12 protein-coding genes and 1 pseudogene are annotated in these 11,686 nt (G+C 71.6%); 5 read left to right on the top strand and 8 right to left on the bottom strand.

The features are described from left to right. From VFO68_RS25830 to VFO68_RS25845, 4 genes and pseudogenes are all read left to right on the top strand, one after another. A pseudogene (locus VFO68_RS25830) lies at positions 1-180 on the top strand (acyl CoA--acetate/3-ketoacid CoA transferase subunit alpha); the annotation flags it as partial. Next, positions 173-877: a CoA-transferase gene (locus VFO68_RS25835; protein ID WP_325160980.1), complete on the top strand. Its 705-nt coding sequence runs from the start codon at positions 173-175 to the stop codon at positions 875-877. The pseudogene VFO68_RS25830 and the gene VFO68_RS25835, both read left to right, overlap by 8 nt. Beyond that, positions 877-1,917: an NAD(P)H-dependent flavin oxidoreductase gene (locus VFO68_RS25840; protein WP_325160989.1), complete on the top strand. Its 1,041-nt coding sequence runs from the start codon at positions 877-879 to the stop codon at positions 1,915-1,917. Before VFO68_RS25835 ends, VFO68_RS25840 begins: the two co-directional genes overlap by 1 nt. Before the next feature lie 13 nt (positions 1,918-1,930). After that, positions 1,931-2,746: a PhzF family phenazine biosynthesis protein gene (locus tag VFO68_RS25845; RefSeq protein ID WP_325160981.1), complete on the top strand. Its 816-nt coding sequence runs from the start codon at positions 1,931-1,933 to the stop codon at positions 2,744-2,746. A gap of 144 nt (positions 2,747-2,890) precedes the next feature. Here VFO68_RS25845 and VFO68_RS25850 read toward each other — a convergent pair whose 3' ends face one another. Continuing rightward, positions 2,891-3,718: a hypothetical protein gene (locus VFO68_RS25850; RefSeq protein WP_325160982.1), complete on the bottom strand. Its 828-nt coding sequence runs from the start codon at positions 3,716-3,718 to the stop codon at positions 2,891-2,893. Between the two features lie 95 nt (positions 3,719-3,813). After that, complete coding sequence (locus VFO68_RS25855; RefSeq protein ID WP_325160983.1) at positions 3,814-6,999, bottom strand: penicillin acylase family protein; 3,186 nt, start codon at positions 6,997-6,999, stop codon at positions 3,814-3,816. Positions 7,000-7,129: 130 nt separating this feature from the next. Between VFO68_RS25855 and VFO68_RS25860 the strand changes: the two genes are divergently transcribed. Further along, positions 7,130-7,597: an FxsA family protein gene (locus VFO68_RS25860; RefSeq protein WP_325160984.1), complete on the top strand. Its 468-nt coding sequence runs from the start codon at positions 7,130-7,132 to the stop codon at positions 7,595-7,597. Here VFO68_RS25860 and VFO68_RS25865 read toward each other — a convergent pair. The 6 genes from VFO68_RS25865 to VFO68_RS25890 form a co-directional block, all read right to left on the bottom strand. Beyond that, positions 7,583-8,005, bottom strand: a complete 423-nt coding sequence (locus VFO68_RS25865) for a type II toxin-antitoxin system VapC family toxin (protein WP_325160985.1) — start codon at positions 8,003-8,005, stop codon at positions 7,583-7,585. The genes VFO68_RS25860 and VFO68_RS25865 overlap by 15 nt on opposite strands. Next, the gene (locus VFO68_RS25870; RefSeq protein ID WP_325160990.1) at positions 8,002-8,250 is read right to left on the bottom strand and encodes a toxin-antitoxin system HicB family antitoxin; all 249 of its coding nucleotides are present in this window, start codon (positions 8,248-8,250) and stop codon (positions 8,002-8,004) included. The genes VFO68_RS25865 and VFO68_RS25870 overlap by 4 nt, the downstream gene beginning before the upstream one ends. A gap of 41 nt (positions 8,251-8,291) precedes the next feature. Further along, a complete protein-coding gene (locus VFO68_RS25875) occupies positions 8,292-9,695 on the bottom strand; it encodes a wax ester/triacylglycerol synthase family O-acyltransferase (RefSeq protein ID WP_325160986.1) in 1,404 nt (467 codons plus the stop codon). 99 nt (positions 9,696-9,794) lie between these two features. Next, positions 9,795-10,949: an acetyl-CoA C-acetyltransferase gene (locus VFO68_RS25880; RefSeq protein ID WP_325160987.1), complete on the bottom strand. Its 1,155-nt coding sequence runs from the start codon at positions 10,947-10,949 to the stop codon at positions 9,795-9,797. After that, a complete protein-coding gene (locus VFO68_RS25885; RefSeq protein WP_325160988.1) occupies positions 10,946-11,533 on the bottom strand; it encodes a TetR/AcrR family transcriptional regulator in 588 nt (195 codons plus the stop codon). The genes VFO68_RS25880 and VFO68_RS25885 overlap by 4 nt, the downstream gene beginning before the upstream one ends. A gap of 11 nt (positions 11,534-11,544) precedes the next feature. Beyond that, a partial coding sequence (locus VFO68_RS25890; RefSeq protein ID WP_325160991.1) for an SDR family oxidoreductase occupies positions 11,545-11,686 on the bottom strand: 142 nt, incomplete at its 5' end.

The raw sequence follows: 11,686 nt of genomic DNA on the forward strand, positions 1-11,686 counted from the left end.
GTCGTGGAGTCGCCCGGTGGCGCGCACTTCACCAGTTGCGTGCCGGACTACGGGCGGGACGAGGCCTTCCAGCGCGAGTATGCGGCGGCCGCGGCCGACCCCGGGGACTGGGATCGGTTCGCCGCCCGGTACCTGGCCGGCGACGAGGCGGACTACCAGCGCGCGGTGCTGCATGGGTAGAGCCGACGTGTGTGTGGTCGCCTGCGCCGAGCTGTTTCGCGGCGCCGGTGAGATTCTGGCCAGCCCGATGGGCCTGCTGCCCACGCTGGGCGCCCGGCTGGCCCGGCGCACCTTCGCCCCGGACCTGCTGGTGTCCGACGGGGAGGCGCTGCTGCTCGGCGCCGATCTGTCCACTGTAGAGGGTTGGCTGCCGTACCGGCGGGTGTTCGACGTGGTCGCGCACGGCACCCGCCATGTGGTGATGGGCGCCAACCAGATCGACCGGCACGGCAACCAGAACATCTCGTGCATCGGCGCGCACGCCCGGCCGGACCGGCAACTGCTCGGCTTCCGGGGCGCGCCCGGCAACACGGTCAACCACCGCACCAGCTACTGGGTGCCCCGGCACAGCGCCCGGGTGTTCGTCGAACGGGTGGACGTGGTCAGCGGCGTGGGGTACGACCGGCCCGCCGGCCGATACCACGACGTCCACCGGGTGGTCACCAACCTCGCGGTGCTGGACTTCGCGACCGCCGACCGGACCATGCGGATGGTTTCCGTGCACCCCGGCGTGGATCCGGATGAGGTGCGCGCGCTGACCGGGTTCGCGTTACCGCCGGGCGAGGTGCCAGCCACCCGGACGCCGAGCGCGGCGGAGCTGCGACTGCTCGAGGAGCTGGACCCGGACGGGCTGCGCGAGCGCGAGGTGCGGCCGTGATCGAGACCGACCTCACCCGGCTGGTCGGGGTGCGCCATCCGGTGGTGCAGACCGGAATGGGCTGGGTCGCCGGCCCGCGCCTGGTATCGGCCACCGCGGCGGCCGGCGGGCTGGGCATCCTGGCCTCGGCCACCATGTCGTACCCGGAACTGGTCGCGGCGATCCGGGAGACCAGGGCCCGGACCACCGAGCCGTTCGGGGTCAACCTGCGCGCGGACGCGGCGGACGCCGCCCGGCGGGTGGAGCTGCTGATCGAGACCGGGGTGCGGGTCGCGTCGTTCGCCCTGGCCCCCCGCCCGGAGCAGATCGCCCGGCTGCGCGCGGGCGGCGTGCTGGTGATCCCGACCGTCGGCAGCGTCCGGCACGCCGAGAAGGTCGCCGGCTGGGGTGCGGACGCGGTGATCGTCCAAGGTGGCGAGGGCGGCGGCCACACCGGAAGCATCGCCACCACGCTGCTCCTCCCGTCCGTTGTGGACAGTGTGCGGATTCCGGTGATCGCGGCCGGCGGGTTCTTCGACGGCCGTGGCCTGGCCGCGGCGCTGGCCTATGGCGCGGCCGGGATCGCCATGGGCACCCGGTTCCTGCTCACCGCGGAGAGCCCGGTGCCGGAGGCGGTCAAGCGGGCCTACCTGTCCGCCGGCCTGGCCGACACGGTGGTCACCACCAAGGTGGACGGCGTGCCGCACCGGGTGCTGCGCACCGGCCTGGTCGAGACGCTCGAACGCACCGGTTCGGTGCGCGGCCTGCTGCACGCGCTGCGCAACGCCGCCCGCTTCCGCGCCGCGACCGGCCGGTCGCTGCCGGACCTCCTCCGGGAGGGCCGGGCCGTGCGGCGCGCCCGGGGACTGACCTGGTCGCAGACGATCATGGCGGCGAACACGCCGATGCTGCTCCGGTCCGCCCTCGTCGACGGCAACCCCCACACGGGTGTGCTCGCCGCCGGACAGGTGACCGGCCTGCTCACCGACCTGCCCAGCTGCGCGGAACTGATCACACACATCGTCACCCAGGCGCGCGACATCCTCGGGCGGCTGCCCTGAGCTAGGGTCGGGTATGCGGGTTCGGGTGGTGGACGCGTTCGCGGACCGGGCGTTCGGCGGGAACCCGGCGGGCGTGTGCCTGTTCGAGGACGCCTGGCCGGACGAGACGTGGATGCAGGCCGTCGCGGCCGAGTTGAACCTCGCGGAGACCGCGTTCGCCCACCCGCTGGACGGCTCCGGGGACGCCGACTGGGCGCTGCGCTGGTTCACCCCGGCGGTCGAGGTGGAGCTGTGTGGCCACGCCACGCTGGCGACCGCGCACGTGTTGCGCGAGGACCGGGGCGCGCCGGGCACGGTGCGGTTCAGCACCCGCAGCGGCGTGCTGGTCACCCATGCCGAACCGGACGGCTCGGTCACCCTGGACTTCCCGGTCGCGCGGCTGGAGATGCGGGCCGCGCCGGGCGGCCTGGCCGAGGCGCTGGGCGCCAAGCCCGACGCGGTGTTCGGCACCGGCGCGCTCGGCGACGTGCTGGTGGTGTTCACCGACGAACGCGCGGTGCGCGCGCTCGAGCCGGACGTGGCCGCGCTCAACACGCTGACCCGGCGGGACGGCATCCGCGGGGTGATCGCGACGGCGCCGGCCGACGCCGCCGACCACGACTTCGTATCCCGGTTCTTCGCGCCGGCGGTGGGCATCCCGGAGGATCCGGTCACCGGCAGCGCGCACACCGCACTGGCCCCGTACTGGGCGAACCGGCTGGGCCGCGACGGTCTGGTCGGCCTGCAGGCGTCCCCGCGCGGCGGACTGGTGCGCACCTCCATGCACGCCGACCGGGTACACCTGTCCGGCCGCGCCGTCACCGTCCTGGACGGCACCCTGCTCTGCTAGGACCCGTCCCATGGTTCCGCTGAGGTCCGCATCCGACCAACAGCTACCTCAGGGACCGTGACGGCACCCAGCCACCATCCACCCGATATCGCACCCATTCGCCGGAACGCAACAACCGCAGGAAAATTCCGGAGAGGCGGACCGCTAGCCGGTTTCGGCTGGGCGGGCCAGTGGATAGCCGTACCAGGTGCGCCGGGCGCGGCGCTGCGCCAGGGTTTCGGCGGACCCGGCGGCCGTCAGCCGGGTGAGCCAGCCGTAGTGCTGGTGTCCGGCGATCTCCACGTGCACCAGCGGCGCGAACGTCTGCTCGTCGAGCCCGTGATAGCCGTGCCGCACAACGGATTGATACACCGGATCGGACACCACGAGAACCAGCGGCTCGCCGGCGTTTCGCAGCGCGGTCTTCGATTCCGGTGCGTCCAGCAGCCGGAAGGTCAGATCGATGGCCTCGCCGAAGCAGCCCCGGCGGTCGTAGTTCACCTCACCGGCGTGGATCGCCGCCCGAAGCCGGATCTGGTCCGGGTCCTCGGCATTGTGCCCGGCCAGCAGGTCGTTCAGCAGCGGAATGAAACTGGTCAGCAGCAACGTCTTCGGCGCCTGGTCGACCGGGCGGATGAGCAGCACCACGCCGTCGCCACGGTCGATGAGCGGATCGCGGTGTTTCTCAGCTATTCCACTGAGATAGAGCGCTGCCTCCAGGAGCTCGTACATCACGGAGCGCAGGCGGGCCTTCACCACGTCGGTTCTGGCCGTGGAACCCTCGATGTCAACGGCGACAAGGGTGCGGTATACCGGGGCGAGCCGATGCACCGGCCGGTCCGGACCGGGCGGCCGGCGGTGCTGCCCGGCGTGCGCCGGTCGGTTCAGCCGCCGCGTGACCGCCCGATGACGAAGCCTTCCCGGCGATTCCGTGGGCTCGTTTTTGCCTACACTGTTCACTTTTGCGCCCGCCTTGTCGAAAGCATTCCCCATCCCCGCTGCTTGCGGTTCTGTTGATCCATCGGCGGGTGCCGGAACACGGTTACGAAATCACGACAAGTCAGGTCTTTCGACTCGGTTTTCGCCGTTCAGGTCTGGTAGACCTCCAGTTCCCACAAGGAGTATCCGTAGCTTGTCGCACGCTGGGTACCGGTCATCCGCACAAAACGTGCCTGGGTCGGGGCAAATGCCACGTTGTCCTCACCACCGTCGCCCACGGTGGTGCTGGCCACGGTGCGCCAGCTGGCGCCGTCGGCGGAGACCTCGATTCGGTAGGCCCGGCCGTAGGCCGCCTCCCAGCGCAGGATCACCCGGCCCACCGGCGCCGCCGTGCCCAGGTCCACGGTGATCGACTGCGGGTCGCTGAACCGGCTGCCCCACCGGGTGTCCGGGTCGCCGTCGACGGCGTTGCGGGCCGGCAGCGAGTAGAACAACCCGGACTCCGTGCTGGACGCCGTGACCGGCCGGCCCAGTGCCAGGTTGGCGATGTTCTGCCCGCGGTGCGCCGGGAACTCAACGGCCTGCTGGAAGGTCGGCCGGTTCACCCAGTGCATGCGGTCCTGGGTGATGCCGCCGATCGGCTGGTGCACGATCGAGTCGTGGCAGAACTGGTCGCCCGCCGCGCAGTCGGCGTCGGCCGGGTAGACCTCGGCCGCGGGCGCCGCGACGGCCTGCCCGAGCGCGTCCAGCAGGGTCGCCCGGCAGGCGGCGAGGTTTCCGTTACCGCAGAACGTGTTCGGGAAGCCGCCGGCCACCGGGTCGCCGAGCACCCGGCGCAGATCCTTGTGCACGTAGCCGTACCAGCCGGTCTGGAACGCCGAACCGCGATGCCCGGGCGCGTCGTGCAGGCCCATGACGGACCGCAGCGCGCCGTACAGGTCGGCGCCGAGGCCGGGCTGGAACTCGGCGGTGACCAGCCGCGGCCACCAGGCGTCCATGATCCGGATGGCGCCGGCATGGTCGTAGCGGTTCACCCCGGGTCCGGCGGACTTCCGGTGCGACCCGCCCTGCTGCCACGCGGTCAGTTGGCCGACCGCCGCCGCCAGCGCCGGATCGGTGACCGGCGCGCTGTTCAGCACCCGCAGCAGCAGCGGCAGCACCTCCTGGCCGCGCAGGTCCACGGTCGCGGCGTCCGCCATGGCGCTGACCAGTTCCGCCCGGGTGAACCGGCCGCCGCTGCCGATCACCGGCGCGATCCGGGAGTCCAGCGGCTGGCTGCGGTGCACCGGGCCGAAGCTGTAGTTGCCGTCCGCCGCGCTGTATCCGGGCGCCTGCTTGTTGTTCCAACTGGTCAGGTAGTCCTGGTCGATCACCCGCGGGTGCTGCTCGAACGGGGTGTACGTGGCGTCGTTGGTGTCCGGGTTCCAGCCGGCCCACTCGTAGCGCTGCTCGGCCCGGGTGGGCAGGTGCGGGTCGGCGCCGGTCGCGCGCACCGGGTTGTCGCCGGAGTTGAAGTAGGCGTCGTGCGCGGAGTCCACATAGAACCAGTTGAACGCGAACCCGATCTTGCTGGCCGCGTCCTGGAAGGTCTGCGGGGAGTTGACCCGGTCCGGATCGTTGAGCTGCTGGAAGCCCAGCGCCGAGTCGCCCTCGCGCAGGTAGGTGGACCGCAGGCTGGTGAACGCCACCGGCCGGCCGGCCACGGTGCCGCGGTGGGTCACCAGACCCAGTTTGGTGCGCTGCGCGGTCAGCGTGTACGAGCCGGCCGGGGTGCTGTCGGCCAGGTTCGGGGTCCACGAGTTGCGCTTGGACAGCACCTCGATCGGCAGGCACTGACCCCGGAAGAGGTAGTGCATCGAGTCCCGGGTCGGGGTGCCGCCGCCCGGTTCGCACAGGTCCACCGCGTAGCTGTCGGTGATGTCCTGGCTGGCCGAGGTGGCGCTCCACGAGTAGTCGACGCCCCGGCCGAGCAGCACGTAGAAGCTGATGCCGGGGAACGCCGCGCCGCGCGCGCTGATCCCGGGGCCCTGAAGTTCCTGGCGCAGCAGGATCTGCGGGGCGAAGTACCCGGTCTGCGGGCCGAACACGGCCACCGGGTTGCCGCTTTCGGTGTGCTGCCCGGACACCACCAGCGCGTTGGACATGCCGCCCTTGCCGAAGCCCGGGGGCAGCAGGCCGCCGTCGAGCATGCCCGGCTTGAGCCCCTTGGCCCGCTCGGCCTCGGTGAGCGGCCGGGCGGGCGCGGTGGCCTTGCCGGTGCTGGAGTTCGGCGTGACGTCCGCCGGCCCGGGCCGCTGCGCGGCGGCGGTCTGATCGACCGCCACCGGCTGCCGGACCACGCTGCCCCGGTCCGGCAGCACCCGCCCGGCCGGGTTGTCCGGGGTCTGCAGATAGGGGAAGGACTGTCCGTTGTGGACGGTCGTGGGCGCCTCCGGGTCGTTCTGCGCCCGGAACGCCTGCCACACCTGGGTTCCCAGCGTGTCGCCGTACCGCGCCCGGGCCTCGATCAGCGCCAGCGCGGAGTCCACCTCGCCGCCGCCACCACCGCCGAACAGCCCGCCGACCAGGCTGGCGATGGCGATCACGTCCCGCACGTTCCACGGTTGCGGAGTGCGGCCGCCGATCGCCACGTACTCCCCGGGGTAGGCGATCCCGACGGTGGCGATGTAGTGGTTGATCCCGGCGATGTAGTTGCGGGTGTCCTCCTGCAGCGTCAGCCCGACGGCGCCGAACCGCGACGCCCGGTCGAACATCCGCTGGTAGTCGTCCTCGGTGTAGGGGGCCTTCTGCCACTGCTGCTGCTCGAACTCACGGTTGCCCTGGGCGCCGCCGACGAACGGGGTCAACTCGCCGCGCGCGACGTGCCGCATGGCGTCCATCAGGAACAGCCGGTCCTGGGCGGCGGCGTAGCCGGCGCCGAACATGGTGCCGGCCCGGGTGGTGCCCTGGACGTGCGGGACGCCGGTGGCGCGGTCCCGGGTGATGGTCACGTCGGGGCGCGGCTGGATCCGGCTCTCCACCTGGTTGGGTGGCACCCCGAAGGAGGCGTCGTTGTAGAACTGGCTGATCTTCTCGTCGGTGAGCCCGGCCGAGTTCCAGACCAGGTTCTCGTAGGTGGCCCGGGTGTCGGAGGAGTGCGCCGGGCGCAGGCCGAGCAGTTGGAACGCCAGCAGTTCGGTGAACGTGGCGTTGCCGTTCTGGCCGGGCGGCAGGATGTCGTCGCACTGGCTCAGGCAGAAGTCGTTGGGTGCGAGCAGCACCTGGGGCTGTTCGGCGCTGGCCGGTGTCACGCAGACCAGCGTGGCGACCAGGGCGGTGACGGGGACGATGCGCATCAACTGGCGACCACGGGACATGAGGTGCTCCGTTGCACAGTGAGGGGACCGCTACGCACAGCTAAACGTGAAAGATCCTCGCTGTAAAGGGGCGGGGAGCAATTCCCGACGATCGTTCGTTGAACCGGATGTGCCGGTTCTGCTGTTTCTGCTCATCGCCGCGATCGCCGAGATCACGGTGCTGGTCCTGGTCGGGCAGGCCATCGGGTTCCTGCCGACGGTTCTGCTGCTGATCCTCGCGTCCCTGGCCGGGATGTGGCTGCTGCGCCGGGAGGGCGCCCGCACGCTCGTCTCCTACCAGCAGGCGGTTCGCTCGGGCCGGGTGCCGGCCAAGGAGATGATCGACGGGGTGCTGCTCGCCGCGGCCGGCGTGCTGGTCATCGCGCCCGGCTTCATCAGCGACGTGCTGGCCCTCGCCCTGCTGTTCCCCCCGACCCGCGGCCTGGTCAGCCGCCGGCTCACCGCCGCGGCCGAACGCCGCGCCCGCTCCGCCCGCCACGGCGGCGCCATCGTCGTCGACTCCACCATCGTCGTCGACTCCGTGGTCGACACGGCGCCGGAGCCCAACCCCGACCGCCCGGCCCTAGAGGACCGGTAGCCCCAGTGCCTTGGCCGCGACGGCCTGCTGCTGGTCCCGGGTCACCAGCACGACCGGCTCCCCGGCGGCCAGCGCCGTCCCGTCGGTGAGGGCGACCGCCAGGTGGATCGCGTCGAGCGTCCGGACGGCATGCTCGGTCACCAGCCGCCGCGCCAGCGGCAGCACGACCGGGCTGTCCAGCCGCAGCAGCGTGAACGCCCCGCCCTCGCCGCAGTCCTTGTCGAACCGGTCCAGCACCACATTCGGATCAGCGACCCCTGATTCACGAGCGGCCGCGGCCAGTTCAACCCGGGTCAGCTCACTTGTCACCACTGGGTCCGGGCCGTTGAGGAGAAGCTCGCCCAACTCGCCCCCGTCGGTGAGATACGTCCTGATCACTGCGCTGGTGTGGGCATAGAACAGGGTCACCGCGCTGAGCGCTCCTCGGCCAACGCGGCGCTCACGGCGCGGCCCTCGACCACCGCACCCACGGGCGGTTCCGGCACGACCAACCGGCCGGTGGCCCTGGCCCGCTCCCGGACGGCCTGCCGGCCGGTGGAACCGTCCAGCGCGAGGATGAGCGCACGCACGACGAACTCGTTGACGCTGCGCCCTTCGCTGGCCGCCTGCGCCTTGATCCGGGCGTGCAGCTCGTCCTCGATGCGCGTGATCATCTGCTTCACAGACCCATGATAGCATTCAGGCGAAAGTGCTATCAGGCGCCGAGGGCTTTCTCCAGTTCGGCCAGCGAGTCCTCCAGGTGGGTGAGGAGACGCTGCAGGTGGGGGACGCTGCGGCGGCAGCCGGTGAGCCCGAACTGGAGGTTGCCGGCGTAGCTGGTGACCGTGATGTTGAGCGCCTGGCCCTCGTACGGGATGGACAGCGGGTAGATCCCGCTCATCCGGGCGCCGTTGAAGTACAGCGGGTTGTGCGGGCCGGGGACGTTGGAGATCATCACGTTGAACGACGGCGGGGTGACCCGCAGCGCACCGGGGATCATGGAGATCGCCAGGGGCGCCATGGGGATCGCGGACAGCGCGGTGATCTGCAGCGGCGTCATGCCGTGGTAGACCTTCTTGCCGCGCTGCATGGACTCCCGGATCTCGGCGAACCGGGTCACCGGGTCGTCGGTGTCGGTGGCCAGGTTGCACAGGATGATGCCGATGGCGTTGCCGCCAAGGGTGCTCTCCGACGAGCCGCGGGCCGAGTCGGTGCGCAGCGACATGGGCACCGCGGCCACCAGCGGCTTGTCCGGCAACGCGTCCAGCTCGATCAGGTAGCGGCGCAGCGCTCCGGCGCACATGGCCAGCATCACGTCGTTGAGCGTGGCGCCGCTCACCGCCTTGCGCACGCCCTTGATCCGCTCCAGCGGCCAGCCCTGCGCGGCGAACCGGCGGGCTCCGGTGATCGCCGCGTTGAACATCGTCTTGGGCACCTTGAACGCCAGCCCGGCGGCCTGCTCCCGGAACGCGTCGTTGATCACCTTGAGCGCGGTCGGGCCGAGCGCGGCGATGTCCCACACGGCCCTCGCGGCATCGCGCAGACCCTGCAGCGGCGAGGCGCCGGCCTCCGGCTCCGGGCGGAGGTTGGACACGTTGTCCCGTACCCGGGGCGACCAGAGCGGACGCATGTCCCGCTCGGCCGGGTCCTCGGACAGCGAGCCCTGCAGCACCCGCAGCGCCGACACCCCGTCCAGCAGCGAGTGGTGCACCTTGCTGTAGGTGGCGAACCGGCCGTCCTGCAAGCCCTCGATCAACGTGAACTCCCACAGCGGACGGTGCCGGTCGAGCAGCGTGCCGTGCAGCCGCGAGGTCAGCTCGAGCAGCTCGCGCACCCGCCCGGGCGTGGGCAGCGCGGAGAGCCGCACGTGGTACTCGAGATCGAGATCGTTGTCGTTGGTCCAGGCCAGCTGGCCGATGCTGCTCACCGGGTTCATCGGCCGGCGGCGGAACAGCGGCCGCACGTCGGTGGTCCGGACCAGGGTGCGGTGCATCTCGCTGATGTAGTCCGGCCCGGCGTCCTCCGGCTTCTCGAACAGTTGCAGGCCGCCGACGTGCATCGGGTGCTCCCGCGACTCCGCGAGCAGGAACAGGGAGTCCGTGACGGGCATCAGCGCCATGACCAACCTCCTCGGACGAACTCCATGACTGTAGTTATTCCACGCCCGATTGGCCGCATCCGATCGATTAGTCGAGCGGCTGAAACCAGGTGGGGCAAGTTACTCGATCCGCTCGACGATGGTCACGTTCGCCTGACCGCCGCCTTCGCACATGGTCTGCAGGCCGAACCGGGCCCCGCGGCGGCCCAGTTCGTGCAGCAGGGTGGTGAACAGCCGGGCGCCGCTGGCCCCGATCGGATGGCCGAGGGCGATCGCGCCGCCGTTGACGTTGACCCGATCCGGGTCAGCGCCAGTCTGCCCGAGCCAGGCCAGCACCACGCTCGCGAATGCCTCGTTCACTTCGAACAGGTCGATGTCCGCAATGGACATGCCGGCCCGGTCCAGGGCGTAGCGGGTGGCCCGGATCGGCGCGGTGAGCATCGCGACCGGGTCGCCGCCGCGCGCCGACAGGTGGTGCACCCGGGCCCTCGGGGTCAGCCGGTGGGTGCGCAGCGCCCGTGGCGAGGCGATCAGGACCGCGCTCGCCCCGTCGGAGATCTGGCTCGCCAGCGCCGCGGTGACCAGGCCGCCGGGCCGCAGCGGCGGGAGCGTGGCCATGGCCGCGAGGCTGGTGTCGCGGCGCGGTCCCTCGTCGGTGTCGACGCCGCCGACCGGCACGATCTCCCGGTCGAACCGGCCCGTGTCGATGGCGGCGACCGCGCGCTGGTGGCTGGCCAGGGCGTAGCGCTCCATCGCGGCCCGGCTGATCCCCCACCGCTGCCCGATCAGGTCGGCGGCCCGGAACTGGGAGATCTCCTCGTCGCCGTACCGGTGCGCCCAGCCGTGCGAGCCGGCGAACGGGGTGGCGAAGCCGAACGCCGCGCCGGCGCTCATCGCCGCGCCGATCGGGATCCGGCTCATGTTCTGCACCCCGCCGGCCACCACCAGGTCGGCAGTTCCGCTCAGCACGGCCTGCGCGGCGAAGTGCACGGCCTGCTGGCTGGACCCGCACTGCCGGTCCACCGTGACGCCGGGCACCTCCTCGGTGAACCCCGCGGCCAGCCAGGCGGTCCTGGCGATGTCGCCGGCCTGCGGGCCGAGCGTGTCGACGCAACCGAAGATCACGTCGTCCACCGCGTCCGGGTCCACACCGGTCCGGTCGACCAGCGCGGTGAGCACGTGTGCGCCGAGGTCGGCCGGGTGGATGTCGCCGAGCGCCCCACCGCGCCGCCCGACCGGGGTGCGCACCGCATCCACCACATAGGCCTCGGTCATGACCTGCGCCTGCGGGTGGCGATCCCGTCGAGCAGGATGCCCAGGTACTGCCGGGCGATCTCGCTCGCCGGCTGGTTGCCGCCCGGCCGGTACCAGTGCACCGCCACCCAGACGGTGTCCCGGATGAACCGGTAGACCAGTTCGACGTCGAGGTCGGCGCGGAACACGCCGGCGCGCACGCCGTCGGTGAGGATTCCCGCCCACAGCTTGCGGAACTGCCGGTTGCGGTCGCGCAGGTAGGCGAACCGCTCGAACTCGGAGAGGTACTTCGACTCGTTCTGGTAGATCGCGACCTCGGCGTGGTTGCGGTCGATCGCCTCGAACGAGGCCACCACCACCGCCTCCAGCGTCTCCCGGGGTCCCCTGCCCTGCGCCACGATCTCCTCGTACCGGCCGAACAGCCGCTCCTGGAACCGGGTCAGGATCTCGTCCACCATGGACTCCTTGGAGTCGAAGTGGTGGTAGAGGCTGCCGGACAGGATGCCCGCGGCGTCGGCGATGTCGCGCACGGTGGTGGCCCGGAAGCCGCGCTCGGCGAACATCTTCGCGGCCAGGTCGAGCAACTCGGTGCGGCGCTCCGTCATCTGGTCCTCTCTCAGGGATGCTGGCTGCTGACCGAGATCACCTCGCCGGTCAGGTACCCGGCGAGGTCGCTGGCCAGGAACACCATCACGTCGGCCACCTCGGCGGGCCGGGCCGCCCGCCCGAACGCCTCCCGGCCGGCCAGTTCGGCGAGC

It is taken from the genome of Actinophytocola sp. (assembly GCF_035712165.1).
Classification (GTDB): domain Bacteria; phylum Actinomycetota; class Actinomycetes; order Mycobacteriales; family Pseudonocardiaceae; genus DASYTH01.

Coding starts and splice junctions, on each gene's coding strand:
- VFO68_RS25835 (WP_325160980.1), top strand. CDS start 173: ATGGGTAGAGCCGACGTGTGTGTGGTCGCCTGCGCCGAGCTGTTTCGC.
- VFO68_RS25845 (WP_325160981.1), top strand. CDS start 1,931: ATGCGGGTTCGGGTGGTGGACGCGTTCGCGGACCGGGCGTTCGGCGGG.
- VFO68_RS25850 (WP_325160982.1), bottom strand. CDS start 3,718: ATGGGGAATGCTTTCGACAAGGCGGGCGCAAAAGTGAACAGTGTAGGC.
- VFO68_RS25855 (WP_325160983.1), bottom strand. CDS start 6,999: ATGCGCATCGTCCCCGTCACCGCCCTGGTCGCCACGCTGGTCTGCGTG.
- VFO68_RS25870 (WP_325160990.1), bottom strand. CDS start 8,250: ATGATCACGCGCATCGAGGACGAGCTGCACGCCCGGATCAAGGCGCAG.
- VFO68_RS25875 (WP_325160986.1), bottom strand. CDS start 9,695: ATGGCGCTGATGCCCGTCACGGACTCCCTGTTCCTGCTCGCGGAGTCG.
- VFO68_RS25880 (WP_325160987.1), bottom strand. CDS start 10,949: ATGACCGAGGCCTATGTGGTGGATGCGGTGCGCACCCCGGTCGGGCGG.
- VFO68_RS25885 (WP_325160988.1), bottom strand. CDS start 11,533: ATGACGGAGCGCCGCACCGAGTTGCTCGACCTGGCCGCGAAGATGTTC.